19 protein-coding genes are annotated in these 17,136 nt (G+C 73.2%); 8 read left to right on the forward strand and 11 right to left on the reverse strand.

Annotated features, from left to right (window positions below; all coding sequences use genetic code 11):
- Window positions 1-150: 150 nt before the first annotated feature.
- The 6 genes from AC1DW8_RS04745 to AC1DW8_RS04770 form a co-directional block, all read right to left on the reverse strand.
- Window positions 151-843 (reverse strand): NADPH-dependent F420 reductase, encoded by a 693-nt coding sequence (locus AC1DW8_RS04745; protein ID WP_478092267.1) that lies wholly within the window; start codon window positions 841-843, stop codon window positions 151-153.
- Between the two features lie 183 nt (window positions 844-1,026).
- Window positions 1,027-2,415, reverse strand: a complete 1,389-nt coding sequence (locus AC1DW8_RS04750) for a sensor histidine kinase (RefSeq protein ID WP_478092269.1) — start codon at window positions 2,413-2,415, stop codon at window positions 1,027-1,029.
- Window positions 2,412-3,188 carry a response regulator transcription factor gene (locus tag AC1DW8_RS04755; protein ID WP_478092271.1) on the reverse strand — a complete coding sequence of 259 codons (777 nt, stop codon included), beginning with the start codon at window positions 3,186-3,188 and terminating at the stop codon, window positions 2,412-2,414. Before AC1DW8_RS04755 ends, AC1DW8_RS04750 begins: the two co-directional genes overlap by 4 nt.
- A gap of 56 nt (window positions 3,189-3,244) precedes the next feature.
- Window positions 3,245-3,745, reverse strand: coding sequence for a DedA family protein (locus AC1DW8_RS04760; protein ID WP_478092273.1), 501 nt, complete (start codon window positions 3,743-3,745; stop codon window positions 3,245-3,247).
- A 53-nt stretch (window positions 3,746-3,798) separates the two neighbouring features.
- Window positions 3,799-4,359, reverse strand: coding sequence for a cysteine hydrolase family protein (locus tag AC1DW8_RS04765; protein ID WP_478092275.1), 561 nt, complete (start codon window positions 4,357-4,359; stop codon window positions 3,799-3,801).
- 77 nt (window positions 4,360-4,436) lie between these two features.
- Entirely contained in the window at window positions 4,437-4,865 is a 429-nt protein-coding gene (locus tag AC1DW8_RS04770) for a VOC family protein (protein ID WP_082619627.1), read from the reverse strand.
- Between the two features lie 420 nt (window positions 4,866-5,285).
- On the opposite strand from AC1DW8_RS04770, the gene AC1DW8_RS04775 reads away from it, so the two are divergent.
- The 3 genes from AC1DW8_RS04775 to AC1DW8_RS04785 all read left to right on the forward strand — a co-directional run bounded on the left by AC1DW8_RS04775 (window position 5,286) and on the right by AC1DW8_RS04785 (window position 7,733).
- Window positions 5,286-6,143 (forward strand): TrmH family RNA methyltransferase, encoded by an 858-nt coding sequence (locus AC1DW8_RS04775; RefSeq protein ID WP_478092278.1) that lies wholly within the window; start codon window positions 5,286-5,288, stop codon window positions 6,141-6,143.
- Between the two features lie 139 nt (window positions 6,144-6,282).
- On the forward strand, window positions 6,283-6,918 hold the full coding sequence (locus AC1DW8_RS04780; protein ID WP_020143723.1) for a VOC family protein: 636 nt from the start codon (window positions 6,283-6,285) through the stop codon (window positions 6,916-6,918).
- A 122-nt stretch (window positions 6,919-7,040) separates the two neighbouring features.
- Entirely contained in the window at window positions 7,041-7,733 is a 693-nt protein-coding gene (locus AC1DW8_RS04785; protein ID WP_478092281.1) for a response regulator, read from the forward strand.
- 66 nt (window positions 7,734-7,799) lie between these two features.
- Here the strand turns inward: AC1DW8_RS04785 and AC1DW8_RS04790 are convergent, their stop codons facing one another.
- The 5 genes from AC1DW8_RS04790 to AC1DW8_RS04810 form a co-directional block, all read right to left on the reverse strand.
- Window positions 7,800-8,138: a VOC family protein gene (locus AC1DW8_RS04790; protein WP_478092284.1), complete on the reverse strand. Its 339-nt coding sequence runs from the start codon at window positions 8,136-8,138 to the stop codon at window positions 7,800-7,802.
- 104 nt (window positions 8,139-8,242) lie between these two features.
- Entirely contained in the window at window positions 8,243-10,711 is a 2,469-nt protein-coding gene (locus AC1DW8_RS04795; RefSeq protein ID WP_478092288.1) for a heavy metal translocating P-type ATPase, read from the reverse strand.
- Window positions 10,708-10,929: a heavy-metal-associated domain-containing protein gene (locus tag AC1DW8_RS04800; protein ID WP_020143727.1), complete on the reverse strand. Its 222-nt coding sequence runs from the start codon at window positions 10,927-10,929 to the stop codon at window positions 10,708-10,710. The genes AC1DW8_RS04795 and AC1DW8_RS04800 overlap by 4 nt, the downstream gene beginning before the upstream one ends.
- A gap of 34 nt (window positions 10,930-10,963) precedes the next feature.
- Window positions 10,964-11,245 carry a metal-sensitive transcriptional regulator gene (locus AC1DW8_RS04805; RefSeq protein WP_020143728.1) on the reverse strand — a complete coding sequence of 94 codons (282 nt, stop codon included), beginning with the start codon at window positions 11,243-11,245 and terminating at the stop codon, window positions 10,964-10,966.
- 52 nt (window positions 11,246-11,297) lie between these two features.
- Window positions 11,298-11,705, reverse strand: a complete 408-nt coding sequence (locus AC1DW8_RS04810) for an MmcQ/YjbR family DNA-binding protein (RefSeq protein ID WP_056826051.1) — start codon at window positions 11,703-11,705, stop codon at window positions 11,298-11,300.
- Between the two features lie 267 nt (window positions 11,706-11,972).
- Between AC1DW8_RS04810 and AC1DW8_RS04815 the strand changes: the two genes are divergently transcribed.
- The 5 genes from AC1DW8_RS04815 (at window position 11,973) to AC1DW8_RS04835 (ending at window position 17,085) form a co-directional block, all read left to right on the forward strand.
- On the forward strand, window positions 11,973-12,779 hold the full coding sequence (locus AC1DW8_RS04815; protein ID WP_478092291.1) for an AfsR/SARP family transcriptional regulator: 807 nt from the start codon (window positions 11,973-11,975) through the stop codon (window positions 12,777-12,779).
- A gap of 189 nt (window positions 12,780-12,968) precedes the next feature.
- On the forward strand, window positions 12,969-13,205 hold the full coding sequence (locus AC1DW8_RS04820; RefSeq protein WP_056774562.1) for a hypothetical protein: 237 nt from the start codon (window positions 12,969-12,971) through the stop codon (window positions 13,203-13,205).
- Window positions 13,202-13,744, forward strand: a complete 543-nt coding sequence (locus AC1DW8_RS04825; RefSeq protein WP_478092294.1) for a Pvc16 family protein — start codon at window positions 13,202-13,204, stop codon at window positions 13,742-13,744. The genes AC1DW8_RS04820 and AC1DW8_RS04825 overlap by 4 nt, the downstream gene beginning before the upstream one ends.
- Window positions 13,741-14,352: a hypothetical protein gene (locus tag AC1DW8_RS04830; protein WP_478092296.1), complete on the forward strand. Its 612-nt coding sequence runs from the start codon at window positions 13,741-13,743 to the stop codon at window positions 14,350-14,352. The genes AC1DW8_RS04825 and AC1DW8_RS04830 overlap by 4 nt, the downstream gene beginning before the upstream one ends.
- 117 nt (window positions 14,353-14,469) lie before the next feature.
- A complete protein-coding gene (locus tag AC1DW8_RS04835; RefSeq protein ID WP_056774552.1) occupies window positions 14,470-17,085 on the forward strand; it encodes a phage tail sheath subtilisin-like domain-containing protein in 2,616 nt (871 codons plus the stop codon).
- Window positions 17,086-17,136 lie beyond the last annotated feature (51 nt).

Genomic DNA, 17,136 nt, shown 5'->3' on the forward strand with positions numbered 1-17,136 from the left:
GAGGTCTCCTTCACCGACTGCAGTCGGCCACGAACCGGGGTGGTCGTCGGACCACCGTACTGACCGGAGCGCGCGAGGAAGTACTCCCCTCGTCGATGATTCTACGGGCGGCGCGGTCGCCGCCCAAACGGCCTGTCGAGGGTTGCGGCCTCAGGCCTCGCGGGTGGCTCGCACCGCGCGGCCGGCGAGCTCGTCGGAGCTGACCGGGCGGGCCCCGGCGGTCCAGTCGGCCTCGTCCTTGGCGTACTGGAGCCCGTAGGCCGGCTGGCCGGGCTGGGTGCGCCAGCCCTCGGCGAGCGGGCCGAGGTCGAGGGTGTCGTAGCCGATGGCGTCGAAGGCGCGGCGCACGGCGTCCTTCGCGGCGGCGTCGTCGCCGGCGATGGCGAGGGCGCTGCGGGCGTCTGCGCCGGCATGCAGCAGTGGCTGGGCGAGGTCGCGCAGGTGCTGGACGTAGATGTTGTTGAAGCCCTTGACGACGTGCGACTGCGGCAGGTGCGCCTGGAGCAGCTCGGAGCTCGTCGTGGAGCCGTCGTCGAGGGCCTCGATCTGGCCGTCGCGCTGGGGGTAGTAGTTCATCGTGTCGATGACGACCGTGCCGGCGAGCTCGTCGACCGGCACGTCGCGGTAGGCCTTGAGCGGGATCGTCACGACGACGAGGTCGCCGGCCGCTGCCGCCTCCTGCGTCGTGGCGGCTCGGGCGTGGGGGCCGAGCTCGGTCACGAGGTCCGCGAGGGTCTCGGGACCCCTGCTGTTGCTCAGCACGACGTCGTGTCCGGCCGCGATCGCGAGCCGGGCGACGGTGCTGCCGATGTTGCCGCTGCCGATGAAGCCCCAGGTGGTCATGCCTCGTCAACCGCCGGAGTACCCGGCCCATTCCGAGGGCCAGGTGGTCCTGCCGGTGGTGCGGCGTCCGGTGGGGTCATCACCCCACCGGACGCAGGACGATCCGTCGGTCGATGCGACGGGCCTCCCGTGCCGCGGCGCCGAGGGCGTATGCCGTCCGCTCCTGACGGTGGGCCGGCGCCCTCAGTGCGTGGTGGCGTGGGAGAGGCGCAGGGTGAAGCGGGCGCCTCCCTCGGCGGCGTGCCCGGCCTCGACGGTCCCACCGAGCAGCTGGGCGAGCCGCCCGACGATGGCCAGACCGAGGCCCGTGCCGACGGGGCGGATGCCGCGGTAGCGCTCGTGCAGCACCGACGGCTCGAACGCGACGGTGAGGTCGTCGTCGGTCAGGCCGGGACCGCCGTCGCGCACCTCGACGACGGCCACGTCCGTGGGGGAGCCGGGCTCGCGGCGCACCTCGACGACGATCGGGCGGCCGGACGGCGTGACCCGCAGAGCGTTCTCGAGCAGGCCGTCGACGAGCTGGCGCACCCGAGCCGGGTCGGTGACCGTCCAGGCGTCGGCCACGGCCGGGACGAAGGTGAAGGGCACGCCCACGGCGGCGCAGCGCCGGGACCAGACCGACTCGACCTCGCGGCCGAGGGCGACGAGGTCGGTGCGCTCGGGGTGGACGCTCGGGCTGTCGGCGCCGAGCCGCGCGAGGTCGAGCAGGTCGCCGACGAGCCGCTCGAGACGCTTCGCCTCGGTGAGGACGACGCCGCCGACCCGGGCGGTGTCCTCGGGAGGGACGACGCCGCTCGCGAGCGACTCGGCGTAGCCGCTGATGCCGGTGAGCGGCGTGCGCAGGTCGTGGGACACCGAGAGGAGGAAGTCGCGCTGGCGGCCCTCGGACCGGGACAGCGAGCTCGACAGGGAGTTGAGGGCGCTCGCCACCTCGGCGACCTCGTCGGGACCCTCGACCGGCACCCGGACGTCGCGCTGACCGGCCGCGAGGGCATGTGCCGCGTCGGCCGTCCTCCGCAGCGGCCGGGACAGGCGCCTCGCGACGGCGATGCTGACGACGACGGCGACGACCGCGGCGATGGCGAGCGCGAGCAGGACGCGGCGCACCAGCCGGTCGGAGTCGGCCGTCGCGTCGGACCGGCGCTGGACGAGGACGATGCCCCCGGCGTCGGTCGGGCGGCCCTCGACGAGGACGAGCGTGCCACCGAGGTCGTCGCGGGTCGAGACGGTGCGGCCGGCGAGCAGGGCCTTCTGCCGGGCCGGGGTCAGGGCGTCCCGGGCGAGGGCGCTCGTCGAGGTCACGGCACCCCCGCGTCCGACGCTCGCGGACTCGATCCCCAGGGCGCCCAGCGTGCGGACTGCCTTGTTCTGGGCCGCCCGCGCGACGACGCCCGAGTCGGCGCGTTCGGCGGCGGCGTCGGCGATGCGCGACAGCGTGCGCCGGGCCGAGTCGTCGGCGGACGTGCGGGTCAGGCCGACGGCGAGCAGGCCGGCCAGGAGAGCGGTCAGCACCGCGATGCCGACGGCGAGCAGGACGATCCGTCGCGACAGCGTCCCCCGCGAGCCCGTCACGGTCGCGGCCGGGGCGCTCGTGGGTCGTCCGCGGCAGGGGCGGCACCCTCGTGCGGAGCCCGCGCGGCGGCATACCCGACGGAGCGGACGGTGCGGATCGGGCTGGCGTCACCGAGCTTGGCGCGCACCTGGGCGACGTGGACGTCGACGGTGCGCCCGCCGGCGGTCGCGGCATACCCCCAGACGTCGCTGAGCAGCTGCTCGCGCGTGAAGACGACCCCCGGACGACGCATGAGGTGCGTCAGGAGGTCGAACTCCGTTGCGGTCAGGGCGATCTCGCACTCGGCGACCCGAACCTCGTGGCTCGTCAGGTCGATGCTGAGGTCGCCGGCGCGGAGCACCTCGGGCGCCTGGGAGTCCCCGCGGGTGCGTCGCAGCACGCCCCCGAGCCGTGCCACGAGCTCCCGCGGGGAGAAGGGTTTCGTGACGTAGTCGTCGGCTCCGAGCTCGAGACCGACGATGCGGTCGACCTCGTCGTCGCGGGCCGTCACGAAGAGGACGGGGGTCCAGTCGCCGCGCCCCCGGAGGCGGCGACACACCTCGATGCCGTCGAGCACCGGCAGGCCGATGTCGAGCACGATGGCGCTCGGGCGCAGGTCGCGCGCCGCGTCGAGGGCGCTCGCCCCGTCGGCCACGACCTCGACGCCGTAGCCGGCGGCCCGGAGGTTGAGCCGCAGCACGTCGGCGATGGCCGGCTCGTCCTCGACGACGAGCACGAGACCGCGGCCGGGGTCGGCGCGGCGGTCGGGGCCGGGGCCGGGCTCGGTGGACACGATCGCAGCGTAGTGAGCGCCGGCGGCGCGCACGTCACGCTCGTGTTCGGGTCGTGTCAGGGGACGAGGCGCTCACGCGAGTGGGACGGGGCGCTCACTCGACTGGGCAGGCGACGGCGGCGGGCCCCGACCCACGCGGCGGCCCCGGCCACGACGAGCACGACGACCACCACGCCCCACCACCACCCGGCCTCGGCGGCGAGCCAGGCCTGGACCACGGCGAGCCCGACCGTCGCGTAGAGCACCGCCCAGAGGGTCGACCCGACGACGGCGGCCGGCAGGTACCAGCGCAGCGGCATCCGCATCACCCCGGCGGTGAGGTGGATCGCCGTCTGGATGCCGACCGTGAGGTAGGACAGCGTCACGGCGAAGGGCCCGAAGCGTCGCAGCAGACCCTCGGCGCGGGTCGTCAGGTCGCCGTGCGTGCCGCGGTAGCGACGCCAGCCGGCCACGGCGCCGCGCCCGACCCAGTAGGTGCCGTTGGACCGCACCATGGCGCTCGCGAAGAGCGCGAGGAACGCCTGCCAGAAGGGCAGCGCGGCCAACGTGTCGAGCATGGCGTCAGCCTAGGCGGGCGCTCGAGCCCGGCCCGCCGAGGGCCACGCCCTCGTCAGAGCGGGCCGAAGTCGACCTCGGCGGCGGCCACGACATCGCCCGTGCGGCCGGGTGCGTCCGACCAGGACCAGTAGGTGTTGGTGTGGGCGATGACCTGCTCGGGCGCGACGGGGACACCCCACTGGCGGAGGTCCTCGGTCGTGTGGGCGTCCCCGACGAGGGTGGTGTCGTAGCCACGGACGAGAGCGCCGTGCAGTGTCGAGCGGATGCAGGCGTCGGTCTGGGCGCCGGTGACGACGACCCGACCGACCTGGCGCTCGGCGAGGACCGACTCGAGGTCGGTGTCCTCGAAGGAGTCGCCGTAGCGCTTGTGGACGAGCGGCTCGGACTCGGCAGGGTCCAGCTCGGGGACGAACTGCCAGCCCTCGGTGTCGATCGGCATGTTGTCGTCGGAGTGCTGCACCCAGATGACCGGGACCTGCTCGTTGCGCGCCTTGTCGACGAGGGCGTTGATGCGGGCGATGACGCCGTCGCGGTCGTGCGCGCCCGAGACGACGTCGTTCTGGACGTCGATGACGAGCAGTGCGGTGTTGGGGCGTCCGTGCAGGGTGGTCATGGTGGCTCGCACCTCCGGGTCTCGGTCTGCGTCCTCGCTCCGCCGACGCTACGCCTGCCCGCCGACGGCGTGGGCTCTCAGGGCGCGACGAGGAGACAGAACGGGTGGCCGGCCGGGTCGGCGAGCACGACGAGCGGCTCCTCCTCGTCGTCGGTGCGGTCGAGCAGCACCTGTGCGCCCAGGGAGAGCGCCCGGTCCCGATGCCGCTCGAGCTCGGCGACGCTCGGCACGGCGTAGTCGACGTGCAGCTGCATCGGCACCTCGTGGCTCGGCCACGTCGAGCGCGACAGCGGACCGTCGACCTGCTGGACCGCGAGCCGCCGCACGCCGTCGGCGTCGAGCAGGACGAGCCAGTCGGCGTCGTCCTCGGCCCCGTCAGCCGGGGGCTCGTCGCCGGGCCGGTAGTGCAGGCCGAGCAGCGCGCGGTAGAACTCGGCGAGGGCGCGGGCGTCCTCGGTGTCGAGGGCGGTGTGCATGAGACGCGGGTATGCCGGCTGCTCGGTCACGGGTCCTCCTCGGTCGCGGTCGCCACCCACCCTAGGAGCGGCCGCCGGGTTAGCGTGCCCGTGTGGGTGGGCCGATCGACCGGACCGTGTCGTGGCGACCGGGACCGCCCCACCCCGCAACACACCGAGAAGGTCACAACACACCGGGGTCCGATCGCGGGGTGTTGTGACCTGCACGGTGTGTTGCGTCTGCATGCTCGAGGTGTTCGCGACCCTCGTCGGCCTCGCCCTCCACGCATCGAAGAACACCGTTGACCGCATCCTCAAGGGCGCCCGCCTCCACCCATGACCCACCCCTCGTCGAGTGAGCGCCCGACCACAGTCGAGTGAGCACGTCGTCACTCCAGTCGCCGTGGGACGGGACGGGGCGCTCACTCGAGTGGGACGGGGCGCTCACTCGAGTGGGATGCTGGGCCCGAGATGACGAACCCGACCCACGCCTCCCGCGAGCTCACCATCACGTCCGCGTCCAACCCGCGCCTCAAGGGCCTGCTCGCGCTCCGCCGCCGTCGCACCCGCGAGGAGACCGGCCAGACCCTCGTCGAGGGCTACGAGGAGATCGGCCTCGCCCTGTCGGCCGGGGTGCGGCCCGGCACCGTCTACGTCTGCGAGGAGCTCTTCAGCCCCGCCGGCCGAGCCGGCAGCCAGGACATCGGCCACCAGACCGACCTGCTCGGGCGACTGCGCGACGACCGGGTCGAGGTCGTGCACCTCAGCCGCAGCGCCTTCGAGAAGGTCAGCTACCGCGAGGGACCGGACGGGCTCCTCGCCGTCGTCGACCGCATCGGCGTCTCCCTCGGCGACCTGCGCGTCGACGGGCCCGACCACCTGACCCTGCTCAGCCAGGGCGTGGAGAAGCCCGGCAACCTCGGCGCCATGCTCCGCACCGCCGACGCCGCGGGGGTCGACGCCGTCGTGGCCGCCGACCCCGTCACCGACTGGGGCAACCCCAACGTCGTGCGCGCCAGCAAGGGCACGGTCTTCGCCGTGCCGGCCGCGAGCGCGACGACGGCGGAGGCGCTCGACTGGATCGCGGCGCACGAGATCCGTCTCGTCGTCACGACGCCCGAGACCGACCTGCTGCACACCGACGTCGACTACACCGGCCGCGTCGCCATCGCCGTCGGCAGCGAGAAGCACGGCGCCGACCGCACCCTGCTCGAGGCCGCGACCCATCGCGTCCGGATTCCCATGCACGGCAAGGCGAACAGCCTCAACGTCGCCGCGTCTGCCGCGATCGTGCTCTACGAGGCGGTTCGTCAGCGCGACGCCCGCTGACCGTGCGGGCCGTGGGAGCCCGCGGGACGGCATACGAGATGACGCCCAGGTTTCATTCATGTGACGCGTGTGACGAGCCCCGCAAGAGACAGGGAGGGGTGGTCAAGAGCACCCCTTGGCGTGTGTCACGATGTTCTGTATGCGAGTTGACCACGTCTCCTATGCAGCGGAGGCCGGTGGCCTCAAGGCCACAGCCGCCCGACTGTCCGAGCTCATCGGCGTCGCGCCGGTCGACGGAGGGGTGCATCCCCGGTTCGGCACGCGCAACGTGATCTTCCCCCTGGCCAAGGACCACTACCTCGAGGTCGTAGAGGTGCTGGACCACCCGGCCTCCGACAAGGCGCCCTTCGGGCAGGCCGTCCGTGCCGCCTCCGAGGCCGGCGGTGGCTGGCTCGGCTGGGTCGTCGCCGTCGACGACATCGCCGTGGTCGAGCAGCGCCTCGGCCGCGAGTCGGTCCCGGGCAACCGGCACCGCCCCGACGGCACCGAGCTCAAGTGGCGCCAGCTCGGCATCAAGGGCCTCATGGCGGACCCCCAGGTCCCCTACTTCATCGAGTGGGACGACATGACGGTGCACCCCTCCGCGGGCGCCGACACGTCGGTCTCCATCGACAACCTCCAGATCGCCGGTGACCCCAAGCGCGTGCGCGAGTGGCTCGGCCCGGAGGACACCTTCGACAAGGGCGGCATCGACTTCACCTTCGTCGCCCCGCACGGCACGCCGGGTCTGCTGTCGGTCACCTTCGACACCCCGGCCGGCAAGGTCACCATCTGACCGAGTCACCAACTCGCACGCGCACGGCGGTCACCCTGAGGGGTGGCCGCCGTTCGTCGTCCCGAGGGCGTATGCCGTGTCGCGGGGCGGCCGGTCGCGCGCGGTTCGGTTACGGTGCCTGAATGCCGCTGGAGCTGCCGGTGCCGGGACGCGACCGCCGAGGGGCCGTGCCTTCCCTCGACCTGGAGACGTTGCCCCGCGAGGTGCGCGCGGCGGTGGATGCGATGGTCGCCGGGCACGAGGTCAAGCTCCGCCGCGACGGCCGCGAGATCGGCGTGCTCGTGCACCGCCCGAGCGTGCTGGTGGGCACCCTCGTGGGCGGACCGGAGCCGGAGCGGGCCGGTCGCGAGGACGACGAGGGTCGTGGTCCGGAGCGCGTGCCCGAGGGCGTCATGGTCGTGGCGACGGCGACGAAGCTGTCGAAGGCCGCTCGCCAGCGTCTCTCCGACGAGCTCGGCGACGGCTACGTCGTGCTCGACCTGTTGCGGGCCCCGACCAGCGCCGATGTCGTGCTGACGCATCCGGTGAGCCCACAGCTGCTCGGGTCGCTGCGCGGGATGTTCCCGCAGGCCCGGATCATCGTCACCGAGATCGAGGACGACGAGCTCGGCGTCAGCGCACCGGGTCCCGTGAGCCGGCTGCTGGACGCCGGGGCGTCCGCCTACCTGCCGCCGCGCCCGCTGCGCGAGGTGGCCGCGAACGTCCACGCGTACCTGACCGGCTCGGGTGCGCCGCAGCTCACGGCCGGTGACTCGGGGACGCCGCCGCGCGCAGCGCTGGGTTCCTCACCCGAGGGTGCCCCGCCGCCCGGTTGAGGTGTCCGCGCCGCAGCATGCAGCGCGGGCTCACCTCAACCGACAGGTGCGTGCTCGCGGTGTCACTCAGGACTCGACACAGAACTCGTTGCCTTCAGGGTCGGCCATGACCACCAGGTCGCCGTCGCTGCCGGTCACCGTCGCGCCCAGGGCGACGAGGCGCTCGACCTCGGCCTCGACCGTGTCCATGGTGCGCAGGTCGAAGTGCTGCCGGTTCTTCGCCGTCTTGGCCTCCGGGACGGGCTGGAACCACAGGGTCGGGCCGCCCCAGCCCGCGGGCTCGACCCAGGCCCGCTCGTCCGTGCTGTCCTCGTCGACGTTCGAGCCGAGGGCCGCGGCCCAGAAGCTCGCGAGCCGCAACGGCTCGGCGCAGTCGAACGTCACCGACTTCACGAAGGCCACCATGCACCGAACCTAGCCGCCCCCGGTCGCCACCACCCCTTTGAGGTATCCGCGCCGCAGGACTCGCGGTCGGGATACCTCAAACTGGGGCGCGGGACCAGCAGCGGTCAGCGGTGCCAGCGCTTGAGGCGCAGGGAGTTGCTGACGACGAGCACGGACGAGAGGGCCATCGTCGCGCCGGCGATCATCGGGTTGAGCAGGCCGAACGCGGCGAGCGGGATCGCGGCGGTGTTGTAGCCGAAGGCCCAGGCGAGGTTCTGCTTGATGATGCGCAGGGTCTCGCGGGAGAGCCCGATCGCGTCGCCGACTGCGTCGAGGTCGGTGCGCACGAGGACGATGTCGGCCGAGTCCATCGCGACGTCGGTGCCCGAGCCCATCGCGAGACCGAGGTCGGCCTGGGCGAGGGCTGCGGCGTCGTTGACGCCGTCGCCGACCATGGCGACGACCCGGCCGGACTGCTGCAGCTCGGTGACGACGGCGTGCTTCTGCGCCGGCAGCACGTCGGCGCGCACGTTGGAGGCGTCGATGCCGACCTGCTCGGCGACGCTGCGCGCGTTGGAGGCGCTGTCACCGGTCAGCAGGTAGGGCGTCAGGCCGAGCGCCCGGAGCCGCGCGATGGCGGCCTTGGACGAGTCGCGCACCGTGTCCTCGACGGTGAGAGCCCCTTGGGCGACGCCGTCCCAGCCGACGTAGACCGTCGTGCCGGCGTGGCTGCGGGCGTGCGCGACGAGCTCGGGGTCGACGTTCTCGAAGAGGACGGCCTTGCCGACGGTGACCTCGGTGTCCTTGATCCGCGCGGTGGCTCCCTCGCCGGGGTTCGACTGGAAGTCGCGGATGCGCGGCAGGTCGAGCTTGGCCAGTCGGGCGCCGTCGACGACGGCCTGCGCGATGGGGTGCTCGCTGCCTTGCTCGACGGCGGCGGCCGCGGTGAGCGCCGCCTTCTTGGACAGCTTGCCGCGCACGGCGATGCTCCGCAGCCGCAGCTCGCCGGTCGTCACGGTGCCCGTCTTGTCGAGCACGACGGTGTCGACCCGGCGCGTGTCCTCGAGCACCTGCGGGCCCTTGATGAGGGTGCCGAGCTGGGCACCGCGACCGGTGCCGACGAGCAGGGCGGTCGGCGTGGCCAGACCGAGGGCGCAGGGGCAGGCGATGATGAGCACGGTCACGGCGACGGCGAGCGACGTGCCGAGGTCGTGGCCTGTCAGGAGCCAGGCGGCGAACGTCACGACCGCGATGACGAGGACGACGGGCACGAAGATCGCGGAGACGCGGTCGGCGAGGCGCTGGACGTCGGCCTTGCCGGTCTGGGCGGTCTCGACGAGACGCTGGATGCCGGCGAGCATCGTGTCGGCGCCGACCTTGCGCGCCTCGACGACGATGCGTCCGGTCGTGTTGATCGAGCCGCCGGTGACGTCGTCGCCGGGGGAGACGTCGACGGGGGTCGACTCGCCGGTGACGAGGCTCGCGTCGACGGCGCTCGAGCCGTCGCGCACGGTGCCGTCGGTCGCGACCTTCTCACCGGGCCGGACGACGAACTGGTCGCCGACGACGAGCTGGTCGACGGGGATGCGCTGCTCGCTCGTGATCCGCGACTGCGGGTCGATGCGCAGGACGGAGACGTCCTTGGCGCCGAGGTCGAGCAGCGAGCGCAGGGCGTCCTTGCCGGAGTCCTTGGCGCGCGCCTCGAGGAAGCGGCCGACGAGCAGGAACGTCGTGACGACCGAGGCCACCTCGAAGTAGAGGTGCATGCCGCCCTGGAGCAGCTCGACGACGGAGTAGCCCCACGCCGCGAGCACGCCGAGCGACACGAGGGTGTCCATCGTCGAGGCGAGGTGGCGGGCGTTGACCGCGGCGGCGCGGTGGAACGGCCAGGCGCACCAGAAGACGACGGGCGTCGCGAGGAGCAGCTCGAGCCAGGGACTCGCCCCGAAGGTCGGGAGCACCATGGCGAGCAGCAGGACGGGGATCGTCAGTGCGATGGCGACGACGAGCCGGGGCTTGAGGACGTCCTGCGCGGGCGTGTGGTCGAGGTGGTTCTCGCCGGAGCCGCCGTGGCCGGCCTGACCGTCGTGACCGTCGTGACCTGCGTGGCCCTCGCGTGCCGCCGAGGGCGTTGGAGTCGTCGCGGGACGGACGTCGACCTGCGTGGTCGCGGCGGTGTCGCGGACCTTCTGGCGGGCCAGCTCCTGGGCCCGCAGCTTCTCGAGCAGCGCACCGGCGGCAGGCCTCGCGACCTCGCCACCCGCGGAGCCGGCCGGGGCACTCTCGCGCGACACGGCATACGTGCTCGGGGCGGTGGGGGCCGGCGGCGCAGGGCGCGATCCGTCGATGACGGTGGCGCCGTAGCCGGTCTTCTTCACCTCGGCGACGATCTGCTCGACCGTGACGGGAGCGGTGAACGAGACGAGCGCCTTCTCGGTGGCGAGGTTGACGGTCGCGGACTCGACGCCGGCGACCTTGGACAGCTTGCGCTCGATGCGGGCCGAGCAGGAGGCGCAGGTCATGCCGGTGATGGCGAGGCGGACCTCGTCGGGGGTCCGCCCGGCCGTGGTCACCGGCGCCCGGCCTTCGGTCATCGGAGGCTGTAACCGGCCTCGGCGACGGCGTCCGCGACGGCGGACGGGTCGAGGGGGGCCTCGCTCGTGATGGTGACGGGGGAGTCCTCGCCGGGGTGCAGGTCGACCGCGACCGCGACGACGCCGGGCAGGGCCGACAGCTCGCCGCTCACGGCGGCGGTGCAGTGACCGCACGTCATGCCGGTCACGGTGATCTCGGTCTGGGTGGTGGTGCTCATGAGGTGCCTCCTCGGGCGGTGGTCGGTGGGGTGCTCAGCTGCGCACGAGTCGGGCGATGGCCTCCGAGGCCTCGCGCACCTTCTCGGCGGCGGCCTCGTCGGACTCGCGGGCGGCATCGACGACGCAGTGGGCGACGTGGTCCTCGAGCAGGCCGAGGCTCACCGCCTGCAGCGCCTTGGTGATGGCGCTGACCTGGGTCAGGATGTCGATGCAGTAGGTGTCGGTGTCGACCATCTTCTGCACGCCACGCACCTGCCCCTCGATGCGGCGCAGCCGCTTCAGGTAGTCGTCCTTGCTGCCGGTGTATCCAGCCATGGCACCTCCTCGTGGTGGTCAACAGGATACCCCTCTGGGGTATTCCCCTCCGTCACGAACCGCCGAGCACCTCCTTCGCCAGCCGCTTCGGGGCTTTGGCCAGCCAGGCGTCGGTGACGACCTCGCGGATCTCCTCCGTGGTGAGCCTGCCGAGGTCCCGCTCGAGCAGGAGCACGGCGTTGTAGCCGTTCCAGTGCGGCGTCGTGAACCACGGCGAGTCGGGGTCCGAGACCATCGACTCCTTGTCCTCGGCCGTGCACGAGAAGGCGAGCACGTCGTCGTAGGGCTCGCCCGTCTCCGGGTCGAACGCGTCCTTGCGCGGGCCGCGAGCGAAGGCGAACGTCTTGCCCCTGACCTGGAAGCTCGGCCGTCCGCCGGCAGGCGGGTCGCGCGTCACCTCGGGCAGCGCGGCGGCTGCCTCGTCGATGTCGCTGAGCCGGGCGGGACGCGAGCGGGCCATGCCCTCGCACGTTAGCCCGCCGGACGGCATACCTGAAGGGGCCACGCGGCCACGGGCGAAGCGGACGTCGGGCACCCCGGCGGGCACGCCGGCGGACGGTGCGGCGGACGGTGCGGCGGATCCGGCCAAACCGGTCACGAAAGTCGCGGTTCGGGCGTATTTTCTGGGGTGAGCAGCCCACCTCGATGTGTGGGGGTTAGCGTGGCCGTCTCGGGGCTCAGACTCAATCTTCTCGGTGCTCCGACGCTCGTCTCGGGAGACGATCCCGTGGCGCTGTCGCCGGGTACCGCGGTGCTCGTCGCCTATCTCGCGCTCGCACCGCGGGAGGGGCGCCAGCGCGCGGTCGCCGCTGCCCAGCTCTTCTCCGACTGCCCCGAGGACTCGGCCCGCCGCCGGCTCAACACCGCGGTCTGGCGGCTGCAGTCCGAGGTGCGCGCGAGCACGGGCGTCGAGCTCGTCGGCCGCTCCGGTGGACGGTCGGTCGCGTTGAGCCCGGCCGTGCCGATGACCGTCGACGCCGTCCACTTCGAGGACCTGCTGGCTCCCGTCCTGCGCCGCAGCGTCGTCGACCTCACCGACGACGACGTCCGTCGGCTCGAGGACGCCGTCGCGCTGCACCGGGGCCGGCTCGTCGAGGTCTGCGACGACGAGTGGGTGCTCGGGGCGCGCCACCGGATCGAGACCCTCTACCTCACCGCCCTCGACTACCTCGTCCAGCACCACGGGTCCCGCGGTGACGTCGCCGCCGTCGACCGCTACGGGACGCTCGCGCTCGCCATCGAGCCGTTGCGCGAGGACATCCACCGCCACCTCATGGGCGCCTACGCGGCGTCCGGCCGGCACGACCTCGTCGAGCGCCAGTTCGAGCAGTGCCGCCTGACCCTGCTCGCCGAGCTCGGCGCCGACCCGATGCCCGAGACGGTCGCGCTCTACGCCCGGATCACCCGGGGCGACGCCGGCCAGGCCGCCTCGGTGGCCGCGCTCGTCGCCGAGCTCGAACGGGCCCGGCGCGAGGTCGTGCGCCTCGCCGAGATCGTCGACCGCGCGCTCGACCGCCTGCACCGCATGCCCTGACGGGCACCGAGGGCGTATGCCGTGTCGCCGGGGAGCAGCACGGGTGACCTCTCGACGTGGCCGGGTGGGCAGGACTCGGCCTCTCGACGGTGGGGGTCGGCGGCGGTCGGTGGTGAGCAGGCGGTGAGCGGGTGGTGATCGGGGGGCGGGGGTCTCGTGAGCGGTCGGTGATCGGGGGCCGGGACGCTCGTGCCTGAGCAGAAGGGTCACGGCCTGGTGATGCGAGCGTGGAGGCGGCGATTCCTCATCGACGTGTGGGCCGAGCCCCGCGACGTCGACTCGCTCCCGGCCGTCATCAGGGCCCGGGTGCGCGACATGGCCACGGACGAGGAGACCTACGTGGGATCGTTCGCCGAGATCGAGCAGATCGTCGAGGCACGCCTCGACGACGACGGCGTGGCCCCGAGGCGTTGGGAGCGACCGTGATCCGCGAGGTCAGCGAGGCGCTGCGCGACGTCATCCACCGGGCCACCCCCGACCTCGGTGCGTGGGTCGTGCTCCACTCGCTCTCGCAGGGCGACAAGACGGCCCTGCCGGACACGAAGGGCATCCTCGCGCTCATCGCGGTCGCCGAGCACCCCCACCTGCGCAACCGACCCCTCGTCGACGGCCTCACCGGGCTCGTCCGCGCGCCCCTGTCGCTCCAGCTGACCTACCTCGTCACCTACGTCGGCGACCACGACGAGGCGCAGACCCGGCTCGGTCGCATCGTCCAGGCCTTCCACACGACGCCGATCGTGCGTCCGCCGGACCTGACGCCGCCGCTGTCGGACGAGGTCGAGAGCATCGCCGTCCGGCTGCTCGCGCCGAACGCCGACGAGCGCAACCAGGTGTGGGGGTCGCTGGGTCGGTCCGGGCGGCTCGCCCTCTTCTACGAGGTCGACGTCGCTCCGGTGCCGGTCCTCGAGCGCGAGGGCCGCGGCCGGGTGCGCGAGCACCGCATCGACTGGGTGGGGGCGACGTGAGCGTCCAGCCGGCGGCCCCGCACCTCGCAACGGTCACGACGACGCTGCGCCACACCGTGCGCCTCGTCCACGCCTCGACCGGGGCGCGGCTGCGCGGCCTCGACGCCCACCTCGAGCCGGCCCCGGCAGGCTGGACCCTCCGCGTGCTCCCGGACGTCCTCGTCGTCGCCGTCCGCGCCGACGCTCCGGTGCCCGCCGTGCCGCCGAGGGTCGTCGTCACCCTGACGGACGGGGCGCTCGCCGACGTCCTCGTCGTGCCGCAGCTCGCGGGTCGACCCCCGCGGACGTTCGTCGTCGACCTCACCGGACCCGAGGTCGAGGTCGTCGTCCGCCCCGTCCCCTCGACCCTCACCGTCGTCCTCACGACCCCGTCGACCGGAGCGCCACGCACCGGTGTCACCGTCACGGCACGCGCGACCTCGGGTCCCGACCCGAAGCCGAGCGTCGCTCTCCCCGAGGTCGACCCGGGCACCTACCGCTCCGCGCCCGTCGAGTGGACGGCCGCCTTCACCCCGCTCGACCTGCTCGTCGGCGGCCAGCCGCTGCGCACCCTCGCCGTCGACGTCGCGACGTCGACCACCACGGCCCACCTCGTCGACACGACCTGACGGACCGGGCCCCACCCACCAGGAGAACCGCACCACCCGAACCGCACCACGACCGAACCCATCCGCACCGCACCCCCACCTGAACCGCACGACAGAGCACGAGCCGAGGAGGGCACCGTGACGACCTACCTTTCACCCGGCGTCTACGTCGAGGAGGTCCCCTCGGGGCCGCAACCGATCGCAGCCGCCCCCACGAGCGTCGTCGCCGTGCTCGGCACGACGCGTCGGGGTCCCGTCAAGGAGCCGACGCGCGTCACCGGCTGGGCCGACTTCGTGCGGACCTTCGGGGCAGCGACGTCGCGGGGCTTCACGGGGGAGTCGGTCTTCGGCTACTTCGAGAACGGCGGTCCGGCCGCCTGGATCGTCCGGGTCGACCCGTCGACCGGCGCCTCGTGGACCGTCTTCGACGTCGCGGGCACGGAGAGCTTCGACATCGAGGCGAGCTCGCCGGGCACGTGGGGCAACGACCTGTCGGTCGCCGTCTCCGCCGACGAGTCCGCCGCGTCGGGCTCCTTCTACCGCGCGACGACGACGTCGGCGACGGGCGCCATCGCGAGCGGTGGCGCCGGCACGATCGCCGTCGCCTCGACCGCGGGGCTCAAGCCCGGCGACACCGTCGCCCTCGTGGCTGCGCCGACGAGCGGGTCGGTCGCGGCACCGCCCACCGCGATCGTCACGGCCCTGACGACGACGTCGATCACCGTCGGCAGCGCGAGCGCCGCCGTCACCCTCCCGGCCGGCTCGGTCGTCGCGAGCGCGGCCGCCGCGGCGGCCACCTCGGTCTTCCTCCCCTCCGGCAAGGGCTTCAAGAAGGGCGACGTCGTCGTCGCCGTCGCCCCCAACGGCACGCGCACGAGCGCGGTGGTCACCGACGTCACGACCGCCGGCAGCGGGGTCACGCTGACCCTCGACGCGTCCCTCGGGGCGGTCCCCGGCGCGGCGTTCGTCCAGCGGCGCACCGACTACCGGGCCACCGCGACGATCGCCGGCACCCCGGCCGGGTCACCGCCGTCGCTCAACGTCTCGGCGTCGGCCCTCGCGTTCGACCGCCCGCTGACGGCACCGATCGCGTCCGAGCTGACGGCGAGCGGCGTCGAGCACGCGGCCGCCCGCCTCACGACCGGTGACGGCCGCACCGCCTCCTGGCAGACGAACCGCTTCGTCGTCGTCGGCGCCACCGCTGCCCCGAGCGGCCCGGTCACCGTCAACGCGGCGGTCACCGCGGTGCTGCTCGCGGACTCGGGCCTCGGGATCACCGGGCTGTCCGCGGCCGACGTCGGCAACGCCTACGGCTTCCTCCCGGCGGGCGCCAAGGTGACCTACACGGGTGCGGGTCCCACGCCCGCGGTCGTCGCGACGCGCACGGCCGGAGGGTTCACGCTCGCACCCGCTCCCGTCGCGACCGACACCTACACCGACGCGACGTTCACCCTCCAGGCCGACGCCGACGACGGCATCGCCGTCCGCTGTGCCGTGGCGCCCAGGGTCGGCGACGTGCTCGGTCTCGGGACGGCCTACGCCCCGATCACGGGGGTCGACGCGGCCGGGGGTGACACGTACGTGCTCCGGTTCGCGGCGAGCACGGCCGTCTCCAACGCCGCCCAGGCGCGTTTCCCGCTGTATGCCGTCGAGTCGGCGTCCGTCGTGGCCGCGCGGTTCACCCTGGCGGTCTCCGTCGGCGGTGCCCTCGCCGAGACGTTCGGCGGCCTGTCCCTCAGTCCCGACCACCCGGCGTACTTCGCCAAGGACGACGTCGTCAACGGCACCTCGTCCCTCGTCACCGTGACCGCACGCGCCGGTGGCGCCCCGGCGGTGTCGCTCGCGGCGGCACCGTTCTACACGGCCGTCGACCGGATCGGCGCCGACAAGGCGCCGACCAACGACGACTTCCGCGCCGGGCTGACCCGGCTCGAGGAGGTCGCCGAGCCGGCCATGGTCATCTGCCCGGACGCGCTGACGCTCGACGACCCGCTCCTGCAGGCCGACCTCGTCGGCCAGGTCGTGACGCACTGCGAGAACTTCCGGCGCTTCGCCATCGTCGACGCACCCGACCTCGACGACACCGACCTGCTGTCGTGGCGCAACACGACGCTGTCGAGCACGTATGCCGCCCTCTACGCGCCGCACCTGCAGATCGTCACGATCGATCCCGACTCGATCGACCGCTTCACGACCGTGCCGCCGTCGGGCTTCGTCGCGGGGGTCTTCGCGCGCACCGACCGCCTCCGCGGGGTGCACAAGGCACCCGGCAACGAGACGGTCACCGGCATCGTCGGGCTCTCACAGGCCTACACCCAGCGTCGGCAGGACCTGCTCAACCCCGGCGGGGTCAACCTCATCCGGGCCTTCCCGGGCCGAGGCACCCGGCTGTGGGGCGCCCGCAACGCGACCGACGACACGACGTGGCGCTACGTCAACGTCCGACGCCTCTTCAACATGGTCGAGACGTCCGTCGACCGGGCCACGCAATGGGTCGTCTTCGAGCCCAACACCGCCCAGACCTGGATCCGCGTCAAGGTCTCGGTCGAGAACTTCCTCGACCAGCAGTGGCGGGCCGGGGCGCTCGCGGGCACGAAGCCCGAGCAGGCCTACCGCGTGCGCGTCGGGCTCGGCGAGACGATGACCGAGACGGACATCGACCTCGGGCTCATCATCACCGAGGTCGCGATCGCGCCGGCCAAGCCCGCTGAGTTCGTCATCTTCCGCTTCAGCCACAAGCGGCTGTCCGAGTGACCCGCCGTGATCAGCCGCGATCAGCCGACACGCGTACGCCGCCTGAATCCT

Source organism: Terrabacter sp. P2_E3 (assembly GCF_056403915.1).

Bases quoted from the DNA above. Each gene is read 5' to 3' on its own strand.
- AC1DW8_RS04760 (WP_478092273.1), bottom strand. From the start codon at position 3,745: ATGCTCGACACGTTGGCCGCGCTGCCCTTCTGGCAGGCGTTCCTCGCG.
- AC1DW8_RS04805 (WP_020143728.1), bottom strand. From the start codon at position 11,245: ATGGCTGGATACACCGGCAGCAAGGACGACTACCTGAAGCGGCTGCGC.
- AC1DW8_RS04745 (WP_478092267.1), bottom strand. From the start codon at position 843: ATGACCACCTGGGGCTTCATCGGCAGCGGCAACATCGGCAGCACCGTC.
- AC1DW8_RS04775 (WP_478092278.1), top strand. From the start codon at position 5,286: ATGACGAACCCGACCCACGCCTCCCGCGAGCTCACCATCACGTCCGCG.
- AC1DW8_RS04800 (WP_020143727.1), bottom strand. From the start codon at position 10,929: ATGAGCACCACCACCCAGACCGAGATCACCGTGACCGGCATGACGTGC.
- AC1DW8_RS04795 (WP_478092288.1), bottom strand. From the start codon at position 10,711: ATGACCGAAGGCCGGGCGCCGGTGACCACGGCCGGGCGGACCCCCGAC.
- AC1DW8_RS04765 (WP_478092275.1), bottom strand. From the start codon at position 4,359: ATGACCACCCTGCACGGACGCCCCAACACCGCACTGCTCGTCATCGAC.
- AC1DW8_RS04810 (WP_056826051.1), bottom strand. From the start codon at position 11,705: ATGGCCCGCTCGCGTCCCGCCCGGCTCAGCGACATCGACGAGGCAGCC.
- AC1DW8_RS04780 (WP_020143723.1), top strand. From the start codon at position 6,283: ATGCGAGTTGACCACGTCTCCTATGCAGCGGAGGCCGGTGGCCTCAAG.
- AC1DW8_RS04790 (WP_478092284.1), bottom strand. From the start codon at position 8,138: ATGGTGGCCTTCGTGAAGTCGGTGACGTTCGACTGCGCCGAGCCGTTG.
- AC1DW8_RS04785 (WP_478092281.1), top strand. From the start codon at position 7,041: ATGCCGCTGGAGCTGCCGGTGCCGGGACGCGACCGCCGAGGGGCCGTG.